This is a genomic window from uncultured Sphingomonas sp. (assembly GCF_936927845.1).
GTDB lineage: Bacteria > Pseudomonadota > Alphaproteobacteria > Sphingomonadales > Sphingomonadaceae > Sphingomonas.
This window is the reverse complement of sequence record NZ_CAKZHV010000060.1, coordinates 165,066-185,370: the sequence shown is the minus strand read 5'-3', so window position 1 is coordinate 185,370 and position 20,305 is coordinate 165,066. Positions and strand designations below refer to the sequence as shown.

At 68.5% G+C, this 20,305-nt stretch carries 21 protein-coding genes; 9 read left to right on the top strand and 12 right to left on the bottom strand.

The window, feature by feature from the left end:
- Positions 1–60: 60 nt before the first annotated feature.
- The gene (locus tag Q0579_RS12770; protein WP_298812957.1) at positions 61–561 is read left to right on the top strand and encodes a CcdC protein domain-containing protein; all 501 of its coding nucleotides are present in this window, start codon (positions 61–63) and stop codon (positions 559–561) included.
- Here the strand turns inward: Q0579_RS12770 and Q0579_RS12765 are convergent.
- A complete protein-coding gene (locus Q0579_RS12765) occupies positions 558–1,487 on the bottom strand; it encodes a DMT family transporter (RefSeq protein ID WP_298812955.1) in 930 nt (309 codons plus the stop codon). The genes Q0579_RS12770 and Q0579_RS12765 overlap by 4 nt on opposite strands.
- A gap of 50 nt (positions 1,488–1,537) precedes the next feature.
- Positions 1,538–3,226 carry an alkaline phosphatase family protein gene (locus Q0579_RS12760; RefSeq protein WP_298812951.1) on the bottom strand — a complete coding sequence of 563 codons (1,689 nt, stop codon included), beginning with the start codon at positions 3,224–3,226 and terminating at the stop codon, positions 1,538–1,540.
- 50 nt (positions 3,227–3,276) lie between these two features.
- Here Q0579_RS12760 and Q0579_RS12755 point away from each other — a divergent pair, with 50 nt between their 5' ends.
- From Q0579_RS12755 to Q0579_RS12740, 4 genes are all read left to right on the top strand, one after another.
- Positions 3,277–5,367: a protein-disulfide reductase DsbD domain-containing protein gene (locus Q0579_RS12755; protein WP_298812948.1), complete on the top strand. Its 2,091-nt coding sequence runs from the start codon at positions 3,277–3,279 to the stop codon at positions 5,365–5,367.
- 71 nt (positions 5,368–5,438) lie between these two features.
- A complete protein-coding gene (locus tag Q0579_RS12750) occupies positions 5,439–6,971 on the top strand; it encodes a circularly permuted type 2 ATP-grasp protein (RefSeq protein ID WP_298812945.1) in 1,533 nt (510 codons plus the stop codon).
- The gene (locus Q0579_RS12745; protein WP_298812942.1) at positions 6,971–7,906 is read left to right on the top strand and encodes an alpha-E domain-containing protein; all 936 of its coding nucleotides are present in this window, start codon (positions 6,971–6,973) and stop codon (positions 7,904–7,906) included. Before Q0579_RS12750 ends, Q0579_RS12745 begins: the two co-directional genes overlap by 1 nt.
- 1 nt (position 7,907) lies before the next feature.
- Positions 7,908–8,711: a transglutaminase family protein gene (locus Q0579_RS12740; protein WP_298812939.1), complete on the top strand. Its 804-nt coding sequence runs from the start codon at positions 7,908–7,910 to the stop codon at positions 8,709–8,711.
- 6 nt (positions 8,712–8,717) lie between these two features.
- Here Q0579_RS12740 and Q0579_RS12735 read toward each other — a convergent pair whose 3' ends face one another.
- Both Q0579_RS12735 and Q0579_RS12730 read right to left on the bottom strand, forming a co-directional pair.
- Positions 8,718–9,494 (bottom strand): arginyltransferase, encoded by a 777-nt coding sequence (locus Q0579_RS12735; protein WP_298812936.1) that lies wholly within the window; start codon positions 9,492–9,494, stop codon positions 8,718–8,720.
- Between the two features lie 110 nt (positions 9,495–9,604).
- Complete coding sequence (locus Q0579_RS12730; protein ID WP_298812934.1) at positions 9,605–10,861, bottom strand: threonine ammonia-lyase; 1,257 nt, start codon at positions 10,859–10,861, stop codon at positions 9,605–9,607.
- Positions 10,862–10,981: 120 nt separating this feature from the next.
- On the opposite strand from Q0579_RS12730, the gene Q0579_RS12725 reads away from it, so the two are divergent.
- Entirely contained in the window at positions 10,982–11,305 is a 324-nt protein-coding gene (locus Q0579_RS12725; RefSeq protein WP_298812932.1) for a hypothetical protein, read from the top strand.
- Between the two features lie 21 nt (positions 11,306–11,326).
- On the opposite strand, the gene Q0579_RS12720 is transcribed toward Q0579_RS12725, so the two are convergent.
- Both Q0579_RS12720 and Q0579_RS12715 read right to left on the bottom strand, forming a co-directional pair.
- On the bottom strand, positions 11,327–11,773 hold the full coding sequence (locus Q0579_RS12720; RefSeq protein WP_298812930.1) for a hypothetical protein: 447 nt from the start codon (positions 11,771–11,773) through the stop codon (positions 11,327–11,329).
- A gap of 18 nt (positions 11,774–11,791) precedes the next feature.
- Positions 11,792–12,067: a hypothetical protein gene (locus tag Q0579_RS12715; protein WP_298812928.1), complete on the bottom strand. Its 276-nt coding sequence runs from the start codon at positions 12,065–12,067 to the stop codon at positions 11,792–11,794.
- Positions 12,068–12,079: 12 nt separating this feature from the next.
- Between Q0579_RS12715 and Q0579_RS12710 the strand changes: the two genes are divergently transcribed.
- Together Q0579_RS12710 and Q0579_RS12705 are read left to right on the top strand one after the other, a co-directional pair.
- Positions 12,080–13,774: an amidohydrolase family protein gene (locus Q0579_RS12710; protein ID WP_298812925.1), complete on the top strand. Its 1,695-nt coding sequence runs from the start codon at positions 12,080–12,082 to the stop codon at positions 13,772–13,774.
- Between the two features lie 45 nt (positions 13,775–13,819).
- Complete coding sequence (locus Q0579_RS12705) at positions 13,820–14,950, top strand: zinc-binding dehydrogenase (RefSeq protein ID WP_298812922.1); 1,131 nt, start codon at positions 13,820–13,822, stop codon at positions 14,948–14,950.
- Between the two features lie 104 nt (positions 14,951–15,054).
- Here the strand turns inward: Q0579_RS12705 and Q0579_RS12700 are convergent, their stop codons facing one another.
- From Q0579_RS12700 to Q0579_RS12685, 4 genes are read right to left on the bottom strand one after another with little or no spacing between them, the layout of a single operon-like run.
- Complete coding sequence (locus Q0579_RS12700) at positions 15,055–15,231, bottom strand: hypothetical protein (RefSeq protein ID WP_298812919.1); 177 nt, start codon at positions 15,229–15,231, stop codon at positions 15,055–15,057.
- A 36-nt stretch (positions 15,232–15,267) separates the two neighbouring features.
- Complete coding sequence (locus Q0579_RS12695; RefSeq protein ID WP_298812916.1) at positions 15,268–16,455, bottom strand: MBL fold metallo-hydrolase; 1,188 nt, start codon at positions 16,453–16,455, stop codon at positions 15,268–15,270.
- Between the two features lie 38 nt (positions 16,456–16,493).
- Positions 16,494–16,946: a DUF2721 domain-containing protein gene (locus Q0579_RS12690; protein ID WP_298812913.1), complete on the bottom strand. Its 453-nt coding sequence runs from the start codon at positions 16,944–16,946 to the stop codon at positions 16,494–16,496.
- A gap of 4 nt (positions 16,947–16,950) precedes the next feature.
- On the bottom strand, positions 16,951–17,634 hold the full coding sequence (locus Q0579_RS12685; protein ID WP_298812910.1) for a TetR/AcrR family transcriptional regulator: 684 nt from the start codon (positions 17,632–17,634) through the stop codon (positions 16,951–16,953).
- A gap of 99 nt (positions 17,635–17,733) precedes the next feature.
- Between Q0579_RS12685 and Q0579_RS12680 the strand changes: the two genes are divergently transcribed.
- Positions 17,734–18,048, top strand: a complete 315-nt coding sequence (locus tag Q0579_RS12680; protein WP_298812907.1) for a hypothetical protein — start codon at positions 17,734–17,736, stop codon at positions 18,046–18,048.
- On the opposite strand, the gene Q0579_RS12675 is transcribed toward Q0579_RS12680, so the two are convergent.
- Both Q0579_RS12675 and Q0579_RS12670 read right to left on the bottom strand, forming a co-directional pair.
- Positions 18,045–19,331 carry a M20/M25/M40 family metallo-hydrolase gene (locus tag Q0579_RS12675; protein WP_298812904.1) on the bottom strand — a complete coding sequence of 429 codons (1,287 nt, stop codon included), beginning with the start codon at positions 19,329–19,331 and terminating at the stop codon, positions 18,045–18,047. The genes Q0579_RS12680 and Q0579_RS12675 overlap by 4 nt on opposite strands.
- A gap of 177 nt (positions 19,332–19,508) precedes the next feature.
- On the bottom strand, positions 19,509–20,294 hold the full coding sequence (locus Q0579_RS12670; RefSeq protein WP_298812902.1) for an SDR family NAD(P)-dependent oxidoreductase: 786 nt from the start codon (positions 20,292–20,294) through the stop codon (positions 19,509–19,511).
- Positions 20,295–20,305: the final 11 nt, after the last annotated feature.

The following is a 20,305-nucleotide window of genomic DNA, read 5'->3' as shown; positions in this document are numbered from 1 at the left end:
ATGATCGTCGTTGGCCGACGCCGCTTCCGTTCCGGCTCGCGGGCGCCTAGCCTTTTCGACATGACCAATGCCTCGGCCAACTGGATCAGCTACGCGATTACGCTCGCGATCGTCGCTGGCGTGATCGCGTTCCGGTGGAAACGAATGAGCCGCCCGCGGCCGTTGAAGCTCGAGCGGCTGTGGGTGCTGCCCGCGCTCTACGCTGCCTTGTGCGTCGTCCTCTACGCGCAGCATCCGCCGCGCGGGGCGGCTTGGTTGTTCTGCGCGGCCGCGGCGGGGCTGGGGGCACTGCTCGGGTGGCAGCGCGGCAGGATGATGCGCATCGCGGTCGACCCGGACACCCACGCGCTCAACCAGCGCGGGTCCCCCGCGGCGCTGCTGTTTATCGTCGCGCTGGTCGCCGCCCGCAGCGGCGCGCGGATCGCGGTGGAGCGCGGCGGTTGGGGCATCGATCCGTTCGTCGTCGCCGACGTGCTGATGGCGATGGCGCTCGGACTGTTCGCGGCGATGCGGGTCGAGATGCTCCTGCGCGGACGCCGGCTGCTGGCAGGCGCAGTCTAGGCGATCCCCTGCGCCACTGCCTGCCGCGTCTCGGCGCGGCGACGGACGTGTTCGCGCCAGACGATGTACAGCCCCGAGGCAACGATCACCGGCGCGCCGACCCAGGTCGCGGGCGCGGGCAGGCGGTTGAACACCAGCCAGCCGAGCAACGTCGCCCACAATAGCGCGGTATAATCCATCGGCACGACCGTGGAGACCGGGCCGAGCGTCAGCGAGCGCGTCATCGCGATCTGCGCCGCGCCGCCGATCACCCCGATGCCAAGCAGGATCGCCCACACCATCGGCGCGTGCGTCTGCGCTGCGAACGGGTAGGCGACCCCGAGCGGCACGAGCGACAGGCACGAGAACCAGAACACGGTGGTGAGCGGCGCCTCGGTCCGCCCGATCGTGCGCAGCAGGATCGAGACGGTCGCGGTACCCGCCGCCGCGGCGAGTCCGGTCAGCGCGCCAGCGAGCGGGAACGCTTCCCCGCCCGGCTGCGCGACGATCAGCACGCCGACGAACCCTGCGAACACCGCTGCCCAGCGCCGCCAGCCGGTGGGTTCGTGAAGCACCAGCGCACCGAGCACGGTGGCGAAGATCGGCATCGAGAAGCCGATCGTCGTCGCCTCTGCGAGCGGCAACATCGTCAGCGTGGCAAAGGTCAGCGCCATCGCGGCGAGCCCCAGCACGGTACGCAGCACGTGCGCGCCGAACCGCCGCGTCTTGAGGCTAGCGACGCCGGGGCCGCTCGCGACGATGCCGCCGACCAGCAGCGTCGCGCCGAACTGACGCCAGAACATGATCTCGGGCAGCGAAGCGCCGCGTGCCTCCGCGAGCTTGATCCCGACATTCATGAACGCGAACAGCACCACCGACAGCAGCCGCAGCGCAATAGCGAGCAGCACGCGGTCGGTCGCGCTTCGGTTGGTGTCAGGTGTAGCCACGCGCCGTGCTTCCCCGATCGGGACGCACGGCGCAACCGGCGACGGGTCGCTCAGCGCACGCAGCTGCTCGCCGCGCTCGAATCGAGATCGAGGCAACGACCGTCGAGCCCGGATACGGGCAGGTTGATCGTCGCGGCGAGCGTGGGGACGATGTCGACCGTTTCGACCGACAGCGGCTGCTCGAACCCCGCTATACCCTTGCGCCAGAACAGGATCGGAACGCGGCGGTCGTAATCCCACGGCGATCCGTGCGTCTCGACATAGCCCGGACCGGGCTTGGCGATCGTCGTCACGCGCGGGCGCAGCAGAACGAGGAAGTCGCCCGAGCGGTCGGGATCGAACGACGCGCGCGCGCGCTCGAGCAGCGTCCACGTCTCGGGCGGCGTGGTCGGCATCGGCGTGGCAGCGATCTGCTGGCGGGTCAGCGCGGCGGCGACCTGCGGCTGCGCGGAGAAGCGCTTGACCGCTTCGGCGATCACCGCGGCACGGCGGGCCGGCGGCACGTCGTCGGCGACGTAGACGTCGCCCTCGCTCGCGAGCAGCACCGGGCCTGCAATCCCCATGTCGCGTCCGATCGCAGCACCGATCGTTTTGGCAGTCACGTCGGCGTTGACGCGCGCTTCCATCGGCATCGCGCGCTGCTGCTGCCGCTCGGTCATGTCGTGCGCGCCGTGGTCGGCGGTCAGCACGACCTCGTAGTCGAGCCCCCATTGGTCGAGTTGCGCGAGGAAGCCACCGATCGAATGGTCGAGCTCGTTCATCTGGATGCACATCTCCGACCCTTGCGTGCCGAAGGTGTGACCGATGTAATCGGTCGCCGACGCGCCGACTGCGATGATGTCGGTCTGCGGGCCGCGGCCGAGCCTCATGTCGCCGATCAGCGCGGCGGCGAGCGCGAACACCGCGCCGTCGCTCGCGGGCGAGGCGCGGAACGCCTTGGCATCGCCCGCCTGCCGCTCGAACCGGCCGGTGCCGAGAACCTGATCACCGACCTGCACGGGCACGGCGATCGAGCGGCAGAAGCCCGGCAGCTCGAGCCCCGCCTGCGGTTTGGCGAGCAGCGCCGTCACCGCGGCGTTGGTCCGCGCAACCGCGGGTGGCGTCTTGCGCGCGGCGTAGGAAATGAAATCCTTGCCGCCCCAGAACCACAATTCGTCGACCTTGTGCCCGCCCATCATGATCGCGGCGCGGTCCTTGCCCGCGACCGAGACGACGCGCGTGCGCGGGTCGCGCGCCTTCATCATCTCGCCCAGCGTCGGCACTTTCAGGTGCACGTCGCTGGGCACGTATTTCTCGTGATCGCTGCCCGCCGCCGCCTCGTCCTCGGCGCAATAGACCTGCTTGTCCTCGCGCCCGGCGCGCTGGTTGATCCAGGTGTTGGCGACGATCCCGGTATGCGCGGGGCGCATGCCGGTCAGGATCGTCGAATGGCCGGGGCATGTCTCGGTCGCGGCATGGCTCTGATAGCCCGAGGGGAACACCGCGCCGGTCAGCAGCCGCGCGAAGCCGTCGGTGAAATGGTTGCGGTACTGCGCGAACAGGTCGGCAGAGAATTGGTCCACCGAGATCGCGACGATCAGCTTGGGCGGCGTGCGCGGCGCGGCGGGCGCGGCAGCCTCGCTCCTTGGCGCGACGGGCGGTGCGGCGGGCGCTCGCTCGCGCGCCTCGCGCGAGTTCTGCGCGCTCGCGGGCAGCGCGAGCGCGGAGGAAAGGAGCAGCGCGGCGGCGAGGGCTTTCATGAGGGTACCTTGGTGCAAAGCTAGGTCTGCCCGGCTATGAGCCGGGGTTGATGGTCAGGCAAGCTGTGCGCGCGGCGCTTTTCATTCTGATGACGGTGGCGGCGCTCGGGTCGCCGATGGCGTGGGCCCAGACCCAGACCCAGACCCAGGCCCAGACCCAGACCCAGGCCCAAGCCCAAGCCCAGACCCAAGTGCCGGGTGCCAAGCACATCCGCCTGACTCTGGTGGCCGAGAGCGACCGTCCGCGCAGCGGCAGCACGATGCGCGTCGCGTTCGAGGCGGTGCCGGAAGCCGGCTGGCACGGTTACTGGAAGAACCCGGGCAACGCGGGCGTCGAGACGCAGGTCGCGTGGACGCTGCCCGCGGGGGCAAGCGCCGGCGCACTGCGCTATCCGGTGCCCGGACGGCTGCTGATCGCGGGGCTGATGAACTACGTCTACGAGCGGCCGTTCGCGCTGCTCGCCGACGTGACGCTGCCTGCCGGGCTCGCCGTGGGCACGCGCGTGCCGATCGCGGCGAAACTCACCTACCTCGTCTGCACCGAGCAGATCTGCGTACCCGAGCAGCAGGAGGTCGCGACCAGCGTGACGATCGGCGACGGCGCGATCGCGCCCGAGCGGCGCGCGGCGTTCGACGCGCACGCACGCGCGATCCCGCGTCCGCTCGGCTCTCCTGCCACCTATCAGGTCGAGCAGGGCCGCTTGCGGTTGTCGATCCCTTATCCCGCCGACGCGGCGCTGGGGCAGGCGTGGTTCTATCCCGCAGCGCCCGGCGTGATCGACATGGCCGCGCCACAGCAGGTGACGCGCGACGGCGACCGCGTGGTGATCGAGACCAAGCCCACCGCGACACCCCCGACTGGTCGCATCGAGGGTGTGCTGGGAACCGCCGACGGGCAGGGCTTCGTCCTGTCCGCGATGCCCGGCACCGTCGCAGCGGCAGAGGCGCAGGGCAGGGTTTGGGCGGCGGCGCTGATCGCGTTCGGCGGCGCACTGCTCGGCGGGTTGCTGCTCAACGTCATGCCGTGCGTCTTCCCGATCCTGAGCCTGAAGGCGCTCAGTCTCGCCAAGTCGGGCGAAAGCGAGGCGCACGCGCGCGCCGAGGCGCTGGCCTATACCGCGGGCGTGGTGCTCGTCTGTCTGGCGCTCGGCGGCGTGTTGCTGGCGCTTCGTGCAGGCGGCGCGAGTGCCGGCTGGGCGTTCCAGTTGCAGGACCCGCGCGTCGTCGGCGTGCTGCTGATCCTGGTCGCCGCGATCGCGCTCAATCTGGCGGGGCTGTTCGAGCTGCCGACGCCGCGCTTCGCTAGCACGAGCGGGGTCGGCGGCGCGTTCATGACCGGGGCGCTCGCCGCCTTCGTCGCGACGCCGTGTACCGGGCCCTTCATGGGCGCGGCACTCGGCGCAGCGCTGGTACTGCCCGCGGTGGCGGCGATGGCGGTGTTCGCCGGATTGGGGATCGGCATCGCGCTGCCGTTCCTGCTGCTCGGGTTCGTGCCGGCGTTAAGGCAGCGATTGCCGCGGCCGGGCGCGTGGATGCAGCGGCTGCGCCACATCCTGTCAGTGCCGATGTTCCTGACCGCGCTCGCGCTCGCCTGGGTGCTGGGGCGGCAGGCCGGGGTCGACGGCATGACGCTGGGGCTGGCGGCGGTGCTGCTCGCGAGCCTCGGGCTATGGTGGACCGGCCGGCGGCAGCACGCCAGGCGCGAGCGCGCCGGCTGGCCCGCGAGCGTCGCGCTCGCACTTGCCCTAGCGGGCGTGCTGCTCGTCCGCGCGGCACCCACCACTGCGTCGAGCGTCGCGGCGCTGCCGGGCGCGGAGCCGTTCAGCGAGGCGCGGCTCGCCGCCTTGCAGGCGGAAGGGCGGCCGGTGTTCGCCTATTTCACCGCCGACTGGTGCCTGACGTGCAAGGTGAACGAGAAAGCCGCGATCGAGACGCAGGCGGTCGCCGACGCGTTCGCGAAGCACAAGGTGGCGGTGCTGGTCGGCGACTGGACCGATGGCGACGCGACGCTCGGCCGCTTCATCGAGCGCCACAATCGCGCCGGTGTGCCCTTGTACCTGTGGTACGCCAAGGGCGCGCAGAGCCCGCGCGTCCTGCCCCAGATCCTCACCAAATCCACGCTGACCGGGCTTTCGTCCTAGCCCGGCTCTTGTGCACTGCAGCTTTGTTCCCCAGCATGCGGCCAAATCGCTGCGGGAGCGTTACGAGCCTCATGGGGACACAGGCATTCGACGAGATCATGGGACCACCCGAGCGCGAAGGGGCCCGAAGCGAACTGGTCGACCTGTGCCATTGGCTCCAAGCCACCCCAGCCGACGAACTGCGCCGGCGACAGGAAGCAGCCGAGACGACCTTTCGGCAGCTTGGCATCACCTTCGCCGTTTACGGTGACAGTGATGCGTCGGAGCGAATTATTCCGTTCGACATCGTGCCGCGCATTTTTCTGGCACGCGAATGGGCGCGGCTGTCCGAAGGGCTGATCCAGCGCGTCGAGGCGATCAACGCGTTCCTCCACGACATCTACGGCGAGCGCCGCATCTTGAAGGAGGGCGTGCTGCCCGAGGATCTGATCCTCGGCAACGCGCAGTTCCGGCCCGAGATCGCCGGCATCCGCCCGCCGCACGACGTCTGGGCGCACATTTGCGGCATCGATCTGGTGCGCACCGGACCTGACGACTTCTTCGTGCTCGAAGACAATGCGCGCACGCCCTCGGGGGTCAGTTACATGCTGGAAAACCGCGAGGCGATGGTGCGGTTGTGCCCCGAATTGTTCTCGCAATTCCGTGTCGCCGCGGTCGACAGCTATCCCGACATGCTGCTCGAGACGATGCGCTCGGTCTCCCCGCGCGGATGCGGGCAGAACCCGACCTGCGTCGTGCTGACGCCCGGTCACTATAATTCGGCCTATTACGAGCACAGCTTCCTCGCCGATTCGATGGGTGTAGAGCTGGTCGAGGCGGCCGACCTCGTCGTCGACGACGACGTGGTTTACATGCGGACAATCGCCGGGCGGGTGAAGGTCGACGTGATCTATCGCCGCGTCAACGACGATTTCCTCGACCCGCTCGTCTTCCGCCCGGATTCGATGCTCGGCGTGCCGGGGCTGATCGCCGCCTATGCCGCTGGCAACGTCGCGATCATCAACGCGCCGGGGAACGGCATCGCCGACGACAAGGCGATCTACAGCTACATGCCTGAGATCGTGCGCTTCTATTCGGGCGGCGAAGCAAAGCTGCCCAACGTCGAGACCTGGCGCTGCCGCGAGCCGCAGGCGCTCAAATACGTGCTCGATCATCTGGACGAATTGGTGGTGAAGCTGGTCGATGGCTCTGGCGGTTACGGCATGCTCGTCGGGCCGACTGCGAGCAGGCAGGAGATCGAGACGTTCCGTGCCGCGCTGATCGCCGAGCCGCACCGCTACATCGCGCAGCCGACGCTGGCATTGTCGACCGTGCCGACGCTCGCCGACTCCGGTCTCTCGCCGCGCCACGTCGATTTCCGCCCGTTCGTGCTGACGGGATCGAAGGGCGTGAAGGTCGTCCCCGGCGGGCTGACCCGAGTCGCGCTCAAGGAAGGATCGCTGGTCGTCAACTCGAGCCAGGGCGGCGGCACGAAGGACTCGTTCGTGCTGATGGACGACGCGAACAGCATGACGCAGACGATGGGCGGAATGACCCAGTCGATCGGCGCGGACGGGATGGTGCAGTCGCTGGGCGGCGCCGACCTGACGCGGGAGGTGCGCTGATGCTCAGCCGGACCGCCGCCTCGCTCTACTGGCTGGGGCGCTATCTCGAGCGCGCCGACTTCGTCGCTCGGCTGGTCGAGGCGACCGTGCGCCTCGACGTGCTCTCGTCGCGTCCCGCGGGCGAGGCGGCGTGGCGCTCCGCGCTCGCGGTGACCGACAGCGAGACGGCGTTCGAGGCGAGCGGCGCGCCGCTCACGCGCGAGGCGGTGGTCGCCTTTCTCAGCACCGATACCTCGCACCCGGGATCGATCGTCCGCTGCCTCCACGCCGCGCGTGACAATGCGCGGGCGGTGCGCACCGCGCTCAGTCGCGAGGCGTGGAGCGCGATCAACGGCGCATGGCTGATCTTCGATCGCCGCGTGACCCCGCTCGACTCGACCGCGACACTGGGGCTGGTCGACAAGGTCAAGGCGGAGACGCGCGGGTTCGAAGGCGCGGTGCACCGCATGCTGCGCAATCAGACGACCTTGTTCATCCGCCTGGGTCAGGTGATCGAGCGCGCCGACAACACCGCGCGGCTACTCGACGTCAAATACCACCTGCTGCTGCCCGCCGGCGAGCCGGTCGGCGGCACCGTCGACCGCGACCAATGGACCACGATCCTGCAAACGGTGTCGGCGGTCACCGCCTATCGCTGGCTCTACAACGACGGATTGCAGCCCGCCAACGTCATCGACCTGCTGCTCAGCCGCGCCGAATTACCGCGCAGCGTCGCGGGATCGATCGACGAAACGGTGTCGATCCTGAACGCGCTTGCCAAGTCGCTCGGCGGGCAGGGCGAGGCCGATCGCATGGCGCGTGGACGCCACCAGCGAACGCTGCACACCCGTACTGGCGACGTCATCGCCTCGGGGCTGCACCAGCATCTGGAAGCGTTGATCGTCGAGAACGACCAATTGCACGCGGCGATCGGTCGCCAGTTCAAGTTCAACTGAGATGCGGCTGTCGATCGACCATCGCACCACCTATCGCTTCACCGAGCCGCAGGCGCGCGTGGTGCAATTGCTGCGCATGACGCCGCGCAACACGCACGACCAGATCGTCGCCGACTGGCACATCGCGCTCGACTGCGACGCGCGCATCACGGAGGGGCAGGACGGCTTCGGCAATGCGACCACGATGCTCTACATCGACGGACCGGTCGATCGCATCGACCTGTCGGTGACGGGCGAGGTGGTCACCAGCCACTCGGACGGTGTCCTGCACGGCACGCTGGAGCCGCTGCCCGCGCGATTGTTCGTGCGCGACACGCCGCTGACCCGCGCCGATGCGGCGATCACGGAATTCGCGCGCGAGGTGCTGGGTGAGGAGCCGGGTAGCGTCGCGGCGCTCCACCGTCTCAACCATGCGGTCGGCGAGCGCTTCACGCTGGCGCGCGGGCGGCCCGAGCCGGGGCTGGCGGTCGCGGACGCGTTCGCGCGCGAGACCGCGACGCCGCGCGATCTGGCGCACGTCTTCATCGCCGCGGCGCGCGCAGGCGGCGTACCGGCGCGATACGTGTCGGGTTACTGCGAGCTGCACGAGGGCAACCGGCCCGCGCCGCACGGCTGGGCCGACGCGTGGATCGAGGGGCTCGGCTGGGTCGGGTTCGATCCGACGTTGCGACTGTCGCCCGAGGAGCATCACGTCCGCGTCGCGGTCGGTTTCGACGCGGTCGGCGCCTCGCCGGTCGCGGGTACGCGGATGGGCGAGGGTGACGAGCGGCTCGATGTGGCGGTGTCGGTCAGTGCGGAAGGGTAGGAGCGTTCAGGCCGGCTGGCTGACCTTGCGCGGCTGTGTCTCGGCCGCCTCGTCCTCCAGCAGCGACCAGCCGCGCGGGCCGAGTATCTCGATCGGGCGATAGCGGGTCTTGTACGCCATGCGCGCCGATCCCTTCACCCAATAGCCGAGATAGACGTAATCGAGCCCGGCATCGCGCGCACGGTGGATGTGGTCGAGGATGATGAGATTGCCCAGACCCGGCCACGCCGCGTCGTCGGGGTCGAAGAAGCTGTAGATCATCGACAAACCGTCCGCCTGCCGATCGGTCAAACACGCGCCGATCAACTGGCCGGGCACGCCGTTTTCGGCCGGGGCACGATATTCGACGATAACGGAATTGACGGGCGATTGCTCGACCATGTCGGCATAGTCCATCTCGTCCATGCCGACCATGCCGCCGGTCGGGTGCCGCGCGGCGAGATAGCGGCGCAGCAACTGGTACTGCTCGTCGGTCGCCCATGGGCGGCAGGCGCTGATTTCGACGTCGGCGTGGCGGCGCATCAGCTTGCGCTGTGTCGCATTGGCGCGGAACTCGCCCGCCAGCACGCGCACCGACACGCAGGCCGCACACCCCGCGCACGACGGGCGATAGGCAACCGACTGGCTGCGGCGGAAACCGATCCGGCCGAGCGCGTCGTTCAACTCGGCCGCGTGCGGGCCGGACAGCTCGGTGAACACCTTCCGCTCCTGCCGGCCCGGCAAATACGGGCATGGCTGCGGGCTGGTCACGAAGAAACGCGGGAAACGAAAAGGCGCGGTCACCGCCGACGATTCTCCAGATGGGCGAGATACGGAACGCCCGTGTCACGCATATGAATCGCGCACGCCACGGTGAAAAGACGCTTTACCATGATTGTGGGTTAACGCGCGCGTCAGGCGAGCTCGACTGCGCTCACCTCATATCCCGCCGCGCGCAGCGCCGCCACCAGGCTGTCGAGATGCGCACGGTCGCGTGCCTCGCACTCGATGTCGGTGATCAGCCCCTTCGCCGGTAGCGTCGTGAATACGCGCTGGTGATAGACCTCGATGATGTTGATGCGTTCCTGGTCGAAGATGCGCGCGACGTTGAAGAGCGCGCCCGGCTGATCCTGCAAGCGGATGCGCAGCCGCGCGAGCCGGCCCGAGCGCGCAAGGTCGCGCAGCAGCACGTTGGCGAGCAGTCGCGTGTCGATGTTGCCGCCGCACAGCACGACCCCAACAATACGGTCCTTGAAGCGATCGGGATGCTGGAGCAGCGCCGCGAGCCCCGCCGCGCCCGCGCCCTCGACCACGGTTTTCTCGATCTGGAGCAGCAGGCTGACCGCTTCCTCAAGGCTGCGTTCGGACACGAGCACGATGTCGTCGACCAGCTCGCGCACCATCATCGAGGTGATGCCACCGGGCTCCTTGACCGCGATTCCTTCCGCCAGCGTGTCGCCCGCGCACGGCATCTGCGTGCCGTTCACGCGGTTGTACATCGAGGGGTAGAGTTCCGCCTCGACCCCCACGACCTCGATCGCGCGATCCGCGCCGCGCGCGACCGTCGCCATGCCCGAGATCAGCCCGCCCCCGCCGATCGGCACCACCAACGTGTCGATCTCGGGCACGTCGGCCAGCATCTCGACCGCGACCGTGCCGGTGCCCGCGATGATCCGCGGATCGTCGAACGGGTGAACGAAGGTATAGCCGTGTTCCGCCTCCAGCACGCGCGCGTGGGCGTAGGCGGCATCGAACGTCTCGCCCTCCAGGATCACGGTCGCGCCGTGGCCCTTGGTCTGCGTCACCTTTACGATCGGCGTGTTGCGCGGCATCACGATCGTCGCGGGCACGCCCAGCCGGTTGGCGTGATAGGCAAGCCCCTGCGCGTGATTGCCCGCCGACGCCGCGATCACGCCCTTGGCGCGCGCCTCGTCGGAGAGTTGCAGCAGCGTGTTGAGCGCGCCCCGTTCCTTGTAGGCGGCGGTGAACTGGAGGTTCTCGAACTTCAGGTACACGGTCGCGCCGGTCAATTGGCTCAAGGTGCGGCTGATCAGCGTCGGCGTGCGCACCACCTGATCCTCGATCCGCCGGTGCGCCGCCGCGACGTCGGCGCAGGTGACGGGAAGCGGGGTGCCCGAAGACTGGGTGGAGGATGCGAGCTGGGTGGCCATCGCAGCGCCGTAGCGGAATGCGCGGGCAAGAGGAACACCCGCGATATCCGGTGAAACATGGCAATAGGCGGGCGCCAAGCCGTGGAGGAACGCGCGACACCCCACCGGCATTGATCGGGCGTGCAGCGTTACTTCTTCTCGCCCCGCATCGCTTTGCTGGTGATCGTCGCTGGTCTCGCTTACGCCGCGTTTGACCTGTGGTGGCACGGCTTCGTCGTGGTTCACGATCCGAACGGCCTCGTCGTTGCCGCCGCTATCGAGGATGGTACCGCGCGGCGCCCGCTACGCTTGTTCTCGAACGGTTATTGGGCGACGCGCCCGACGCTCGACGGGGTGATCCGCATCACCTGCCGCAGCGGCGTGCGTGTCGCGCGCGGCGATGTGCAACCGGGGCGTCAGCTCGCCTATACCGTCACCCGCGATGATTGCGCCCGCACGCGGTGAGCGAGGACAGGCGCGCGAAACTTACCGCGCCGCGAACGCTGCCTGGTAAGCCGGCTTCACCATCGCCAGGATCGCCGGCGTAACCGGCAGTGTCACCTCATATTGTCCCTCGGCGTAGGACCCGGCGACGTAAGGATCGGCGATCAGGCCGATGCGGTTTATGTGACGTCGGTCGCTGGAGCCGAGCAGCAGGGTCAGGTCGCTGAGCGGCGGGCATTGGCTGAACAGGTCGCCCGTGTCCTTGTACGGTGCGAGGCGGCGCGCACGCTCGGCCTTCAACCGCGCGCAGTAAATGGGCGCGATGGCGTGCTCGAGTGCGGCCGGTGAGGTGAAGACCGCGGCCGGATCGAGCCTTGCCCCGTGCGCCTTGTCCCACAACAGCGCGCCGGTTGAGAGATTACCGTGCAAGCCGCCGGTGAAGCTGTAGGCTTTATATGACAGGCTCAGAAAGCGCGGGGTGCTGGTCACGACCTTCCACGTCTTATCCTAATCATTACGGTGGAAGGGGTAAGCCGCGCCCACCGAATCGCGCCGCGCGGCGGCGGCGCCGAGGGCCGTCCGCGCGTGCAGCGCCTTGGCTTCTGCATCCAGCATGGCGCGCAATCTGGGGATCGCGGCGACCTCGGTCGGGTAGGCATAGGTAAAGCTATAATCGGCAGTCTCGATCGTTTCCGCCGCTGCGCTCGCCGCTCCGAGCGCTATGATCACCGCTGCAAAGAGAACCCGCATCGCCCGCTCTCGCCAAAATTGCGTGACCATCATAGAGCGTGATCCATGTACGCCACCAGTCGTTCCCGCCGTCTCTCGCTCCTCACCTGCGTCGCGGCGCTTGTTGCCGCCACGCCCGCTTTCGCCGACGCGCTGATCGACAATGTCGCGGGCGTGACGCTCGACAAGTCCGGCCGTGTCGTCCGCTTCAAGGCGATGGTGGTCGACAAGGCGGGCCGTGTCGTCCGCCTGATCGCCCCCGACGAGCAACCGCCCAAGCGGACCAAGAAGAACCCCGGCCCAGTGTACGACTGGCGCGCCGACATGAAGGGGCGCGTGCTGGTTCCCGGCATGATCGACGCGCACGGCCACGTGATCGAACTGGGGTTGCAGGCGCTGACGCTCGACCTGTCGGACACGACCTCGCTTGACATGGCAAAGGCGAAGATCGCCGCTTATGCAAAGGGCAACCCCGAGCGCGCCTGGATCATCGGCACCGGCTGGAACCAGGAGAAATGGGGGCTCGGCCGCTTCCCGACCGCGGCCGACCTCGACGCGGTGGTCGCCGACCGCCCGGTGTACCTCAGCCGCGCCGACGGCCACGCCGCCTGGGCGAACAGCGCCGCCATTCGCGCGGCGAAGATCACCGCCGCCACCGTGTCGCCCACGGGCGGGCGGATCGAGAAGGGCGCGAACGGTGCGCCCGCGGGCGTGTTCGTCGATGCCGCGACGCAGCTCTTCGACCGCGCCGTTCCACCGGTGACGCCGAAGGACCGCACCGCCGCGTTCCTCAAGGCGCAGCAGATCCTGCTCGGCTACGGCGTCACCGCGGTCGCCGACATGGGGAGCACGATCGAGGATTGGATGACCTATCGCCGGATGGGTGACATCGGCGCGCTGCGCGTGCGGATCATGTCCTACGGTCACGGCATCGACACCACCGTGATGATCGGCGGCACCGGCCCGACCCCGTGGCTGTACGACGACCGGCTGCGCTTAAACGGGGTCAAGATCTACGCCGACGGCGCGCTCGGCTCGCGCGGCGCGTGGCTGAAGGCGCCCTATTCCGATGCGCCCGGCAACCGCGGGCTCGGCTTTCTGACCGACGATCAATTGCAGAACACGATGAGCCGCGCGGCGATGGACAATTACCAGGTCGCGGTCCACGCGATCGGCGACCGCGCCAACCAGCAGGCTTTGGACGCGATCGGCGAGCTGTCGCAGACCTACAAGGGTGATCGCCGCTGGCGGATCGAGCACGCGCAGGTGGTCGATCCCGCCGACCTGCCGCGCTTTGGCAAGAACGGCATCATCGCCTCGATGCAGCCGACCCACGCGACCGGCGACCGCGTGATGGCGCAGGCGCGGTTGGGCGAGGCGCGGCTGGCGGGCGCCTATGCGTGGCACTCGATGTTGGCGAATGGCGCAGGGCTCGCGTTCGGCTCCGACTTCCCGGTCGAGCGGCCCGATCCCTGGGCGGGCTGGGCCGCCGCCTTCACCCGCACCGACGCGAACGGCGAACCCACCGGTGGCTGGCGCCCCGAAGAGGCCGTCACGCGCGAGCAGGCATGGTGGGCCTTCACTGGCGGCGCGGCTTATGCCGGGTTTGCGGAAAGCAAGTTCGGCAATCTTGCACCCGGACAAAAGGCCGACTTCCTGATCGTCGACCGCGATCCCGCGACCGCCGCACCCGCCGACTTGCGCCAGACCAAGGTGTTGGAAACCTGGATCGGCGGCGAAAAGGCGTGGGAGCGCAAGTGACGCTGCATACCCAGGCTCAACGATAAACCTTCAAGGAGAACACGGATGTCGGACACGTTCACGGGCCTCGAACTGCGCTCCGCCGCGCGCGAAGACGGCACCTTGGTGCTCAACCTGGAGGAAACGACGCTGACGGCGCCGGGTGAGGGCGAGATCGTCGTTCGCGTCGAGGCCGCGCCGATCAATCCGTCCGATCTCGGCCTGCTGCTCGGCCCAGCCGACGTGTCGACGCTCGAAACCTCGGGCGACGCCGACCGCCCCATCGTCACCTTTCAGGTTCCGCGCGAGCGGCAGGGCGGAGTGCGCGCGCGGCTCGGCCAGTCGCTTCCCGTCGGCAACGAAGGTGCGGGCACCGTTGTTGCGGCCGGTGCGGGTGCGGAAGGATTGCAAGGCAAACGCGTTGGCATGATGGGCGGCGCGATGTACGCGCAGTTCCGCAAGCTCAAGGCACGCGACGTCGTGCCGTTGCCGGAGGGCGCGAGCGCGGCCGATGGCGCATCGATGTTCGTCAACCCGCTGACCGCCTTGGGCTTCGTCGAGACCGCGCGGATGGAGGGGCACAAGGCGATCGTCCACACCGCTGCCGCATCGAACCTCGGGCAGATGTTGCAGAAGATCTGCCTCGCCGACGGTGTGCCACTGGTCAACATCGTCCGCTCGGAGGAGCAGGCCGCGATCCTGCGCGACATCGGCGCGACCCACGTGCTCAACAGTCGCGACGAGGATTTCCGCCGCAAGCTGGTCGACGCGATTGCGGAGACGCAGGCGACGGTCGCGTTCGACGCGATCGGCGGCGGCTCGCTCGGCAGCGACATCGTGCAGGCGATGGAACAGGCCGCGGCGCGCAACATGAAGGAGTTCAGCCGCTACGGCTCGGACAGCTTCAAGCAACTCTACATCTATGGCGCGCTCGACCTGTCGCCGACGGTGCTCAACCGACTCGCCTTCGGGTTCCAGTGGAGCGTGTCGGGATGGCTACTCACCCCATTCATGAAGCGCGCCGGTGCCGAGGTGGTCGGCCGCATGCGCCAGCGCGTCGTCGACGAGCTGACTACGACCTTCGCCAGCAACTACACCCGCACGATCGGGCTGGCGGAGGCGCTCGATCCCGAGGTCATCCGTGCCTATGACCGGAAGGCGACGGGTGAGAAATATCTGATCGATCCGAGCCGGTAATCAACCATCCACCGCCCGTTGTTCGGTGAGGGGCGCGGTAAAGCGAGCAATTCGCCCAGTTCGTCGCCCCGGACTTGATCCGGGGTGACATAAGTACGCGAAAATCAATCGTCGGCGCCCAGCGCGCGCTTGCCGGCTTCGACCTCCTCGTCGCTCGGCGGGGTGGGTAGTTCCTCACCGGGCGCAAGCGCGTCGTCGGGAATGCCCGGTCCAAGGCTCGAGATGCTGTCGCCGAGCGGGCGGCCGTTCGGGCCAGTGCTGATCTTGCGGTCGTCGTCCATGTTGTCACCAGCGCCTGCGCCCGCCGAACGTTCCCGTCAGCGCAGCGCACGCACCGCGGGCGTGTTGAGACAGCGTAGCATCGCGCCGCGGGTCATCGGCCGTCCCGGCGTCGCCGCTCCGACTGGGGCGATCTCCTGCGCTTGCCCGATCGCCACGCCCGCGAAGTTGCCGCCGCCACTGCAACGCATCGCTGCGGCGAGCATCCGTGGCGGCGTGTCATAGCCTTCGTATGACAGCCGAAACGTGCCCCAGTGGATCGGCAACCCGCGCGCCGCGCCCAGCTGCTGATACACCAGCGCTGCCTCGGCCGGTCCGATATGGCTTCCCGACGACATCTGTCCGGGCGCGAAGCGGAACGCGCCGATCGGGATCAGTGCGAGCCGAATCGGACCGAGCGCGGCAGCTTCTGCCGGCCAGCGCCCGTCGCCGAAGCCTGTGTCGCCGGCGAAGAACAGGTTTCCACCGCTAGGAAATCGCACCACGAAGCTGGACCAGAGTGCGCGATTGCGATCGGTGAACCAGCGGCTGCCCCAATGGTGGTTGCGCGTCACCGCGACCTCAACGCCCGGACGCACTGCCACGCGCCCACCCCAGTCGAGCGCGGTTGCCTTCGCACCCGTCTGCGCGATCACGCTGTCATTGCCCAGGCTGGTGACGATCGCGGGTTTGTCGCGCTGCCACAGTCGCTTGAGCGTCGCGTTGTCGAGATGGTCGTAATGGTTGTGGCTGATCAGCACGAGGTCGATGTGCGGCAGATCGTCGAACGTGATGCCGGGTGCGGCGACGCGACCGGGGCCGAAGCCGAACGGGCCGGCATGCTCGGTATAGACGGGGTCGGTCAGGATATTTAGGCCGTGCGTCTGCACCAGCACGGTGGCGTGGCCGATCCAGGTCGCGACCATCCGCTCACCATCGACGCGCGACGCGGGTCTGGTCGCGGAGACGGGCACGCGGTCGGGCCAGGCGGGGCGGTCGTCGCTGCCGGTCAGTTGCCGCCACAGGAAGCCGCCGCGACTGCCGCCGCCCGGCGCGCGTGCGGTATCCTCACCATCGGGGTTGAAGAAGCGCGCGCCGTCGAAATGGCCGCTCTCCGGCCCTTCGTAGTAGATGCGATCGAGGAAGCGCGGCACGATTGTGATCGCCAGGCCTGCGGCGACGACGAGCAGCACCAGCGTGCCGCCCACGATCTTCAGCCATGTTGCCACGCGCTTCACCTCGACCATTGATCCGGATCAACGCGCGGGATCGACGCGCAGGCCCGTCAGCGCAGCAATTCGTCGCGGATGCGGATCGCGCGCAGCGACACGCGCACTTCGATCATGAACGCGACGAGGCTGGCGATCAGCAGCAGCATGGCGAGGATGAACCCGGCGGCGACATATTGCCCGATGTGAAATTTGAGCAGCGCGGCGATGAACAGCAGCGCGACCACCACGCAGGTCATCACCGCACTCGACACCCCCATCAGCAGCGCGGCGTTGATGATGCCGATCCGCTTGTTGAGCAGCCGCAGCTCGGCGACGTGGCGATCGTGTTCGGTGCCGCTTGAGCGTGGGTGGAGCACCTCGAGCGCGCGGGCACGGTCGACGACGCGCGACAGTCGCCCCGCCAGCACGTTGAGCAGCGCGCCGATGCCCGCCAGCATGAAGACGGGGCTGAGCGATACCTGGATCGTCTCGGCGATGGTCGAAACCGTGGGGGCGTAAAGCGGCACCGCGTCAGCCAGCCTTGCTCAGATGTCCGCCCGCGCCGACCAGGATCGCCTCGACCGCGTCGAGCAGTCCGGCGAGCGCGTCGGGGCGGCTCCAGAAATGATGGTCGCCGCTGCCGAGCCGGTCGAGCGACGCTTCGCGCGCGGCGATCAGCGTCTGTAGCGCGAGGCTGGCGAACAGGATGCGCTGGTTGATCGTCGCCGCCGACAGCGGCGCGAGCAGGCGATGGACGTGCGCGACGAAGCGGCGGAACCCTTCCGAATGCTCGGGCACCGTGTCACGGAACAGCGCGCGGCGCTCGTTCTGTACGTTGACGATGAAGCGGAAGTACGTCTCGTGCTCACCGGTCGGCCCGCGCAGCTCGATGTTGGGCAGCACCATCGCGCGCACTACCTCGGCGAGGGTCGGGGTGCCGCGCATTTCCAGTTGGTCGAACAGTGCACGGCGACCGGCGTCGATCAACTCGGCGCCGTCGATCAGCAATTCGCGCAGCAGCTCATCCTTGCTGCCGAAGTAATAATGCACCGCGGCAGCGTTGCGCTGTCCCGCCGCCTCCACCACTTCGCGCATCCCGACCGCGGCGATCCCGCGCTCGGCGAACAACCGCCTGGCGGCGCGCTTTAGCTCGTTGCGGGTGGTGTTCCCGCGCGAGACGGGCGGCGCGGCGGCGGTCGTGGGGGTGGCGTCCATCATGCATCAGCATCCACGAAGCGGAGGGGAGCCGCAAGCGCCGAGGAACGCGGCGCGGGTCCGAAACGCTTCGATGCCGAAGAAGCGAGGAGTGGGTGGATGGGCTATCTGTTGATGATCCTGGCGGGTGCGTTTCTGGTCAATTGCGTGCCGCACCTGAGCGCGGGCCTGCGCGGCGAGGCGTTCCCGACGCCGTTTGCAAAGCCGCCGGCGCGTGGATTGTCGAGCCCGCGCACCAACATGCTGTGGGGCAGCGGTAATTTCGTGGTCGGCATCGTGCTCGCGCGGACCGGCTGGCCGATGCTCGCGTCCCAGGCGGCGCTCGCCTGCGCCGCAATCGGCTGGCTGCTGCTCGGCTGGTATCTCGCCGGGCATTTCGGCGCGGTCAGGGCCGAGCGGGCGCGGCGCGACTAACGCTTCTGCGCGGCAAGCCGGCTGATCAGGATGGCGCTGCGTGTCGCCTGGCGTGGCAGGCTGGCGAGATCGATCCACTCGCCCTCGGCATGCGCGCCGCCGCCCGACGCGCCCATCCCGCCCAGCGTATCGGCATCGGCGGCGACGAAGCTCGAGTCCGCCGCGCCGCGCTTCGCCGGATCATATTCGGGCATCTCGGGCAGCGACAGGTCGCGATTGACCGCGTTCAGTTGCGCCAGCAGCGCGCGGTTGCCCGCGGTCGGCGCCATCGGAGGATAACCGTCGGAGAAGGTGATCGTGGCATCGGTGCGCGGCAGATGCTGCGCGACGATCGCCGCCATCCGGGCCTGCACGCGCGCGTCCTGCTCGGGTGACAGCGTGCGCAGGTCGCCGCGCGCCACCGCCTGCGCGGCCACGATGTTGGTCTTGCCGCTCGCGCTCGCGCGCACGCCGCTGTCGTCCAGCGCCGCTGGCGTTCCCGCCGCCATGACCCCGACATTGTAGGTGACGTTTGGCTCGGGCAACTCGCGCCGGAACGCGTCGAGGATGCGCGCGAGTTCGTAGGCCGCACCGTAGCCCAGCGCGGGCCCGAACACCGCGCTCGAATGGCCCGTGATGCCGGTCGCCGTGATCGCCCAATTGATCGAGCTGCGCCGCGCGGTGGTGCCCCAATCGCGCCCGCCCTCGGTGGCGACATTCTCGTATTCGAGCGCCACGTCGGCCCATTTGCCCGCCGCGATCAGGTCGGCGCGCGCGAGGGCGAGCGGTGCGCCGGCGCGCTCCTCGTCGCCGGTTAGCACAACCTGTATGTCGGCGTTCTTGAGCGTGCCCGCCGCCTGCATCGCGTGCAACGCGGCAACGATCACGACCAGCCCGCCCTTGTCGTCCCCCACGCCGGGGCCGTAGGCGCGCGTGCCTTCGCGCCGGAATCCGGTGAACGGGCTGTCGGGCTCGAACACCGTGTCGAGGTGACCGATCAGCAGCACGCGCTTTCCGCGGCCGTTGCCCTTATGCGTCGCGACGATATGGCCCGCCCGCCCGGTCGCGCGCATGTCAACGAAGCGTACGTCGAAACCGAGCGGCGCGAGTTCACGGCGCATTATCTCGCCCACCTTCGTCACGCCATCGAGGTTGAGCGAGCCCGAATTCTGCTCGACCAATCGTTCGAGCAGCGCCTCACTCCGCCCCGCGTCGGCGGTGACCACGTCGCGCATCTTCGTCTCGACGGGAGAAAGCGTGGCGGCAGCGGCAGCAACGGCGAGCGAGAGCAGGGTGGCGATCATGTTCGCCAAGCTAGAACAGTTCCGCACCGATCTGAACAGCGATCAGCGCCGGTCGCCTTTCACTTGATCGATAGATCGCGGCAGCATCGCAAAGTTTAGCCCGCGCAACCTCAAACAATGCGAAAAGCCCGCACCGCGCTCGGCGGTACGGGCTCGTCATAGTGCTAGGCCGTTCAATCAGTCCTTCGCCGATCCCGGTTCCGCCATCTTGCGATGTTGTTCGGCAAGCACCGATCCGGGCACCACATTGGCGAGCACGCCCTGGATCTTCGTCGTCCAACCAGAGAAGACCGACGGCTTGCCGCTCATCAGCGCCTTCCAGCCGTCCTTGGCGACATCCTCCGCCGAGCGCTTGTTCGGATCGCTGCCGACCTGCGTGTCGAGTAGGTCGCCGCGCGCGAAGAACTCGGTGTCGACCGGGCCGGGCATCAGCGTGCTGATCGTGACACCGTCGGCGTCCTTCAACTCGTTGCGCAGCGCCTCGGTGAAGCTGTCGATGAACGCCTTGGTCCCGTTATACACCGCCTGGAACGCGCCGGGAATGTAACCCGCGATCGATCCGACCACCAGCACCTTGCCGTCATTGCGCGCCACCATGTCGGGCAGCACGCGCTGGAGCAGATAGGCGGTGCCGGTGATGTTGGTATCGACCACGTGACGCCAGTCTTCGACCTTCTGGTCGAGGAAGCCGTGGCCCAGCCCGCGTCCGGCATTGGCGCACAGCACGTCGATACGGCGCCCGTTCGCGGCGGCGAGCAGCTTATCGACGCCCTCGATCGTCGACAGATCGGCCTCGACCGCCTGCACGCTCGTGCCGAACTGCTCAAAATCGCGCGCGGCGTCGTTGATCAGCGCTTCGTCGGCGACGACGAGAATGTCGTAGCCGTCCTGCGCAGCGAGCGTCGCGAGCTCGAACCCGATGCCGGTCGAGGCACCGGTGATGATGGCGAATTTGTCGGCCATTACGTCTCTCC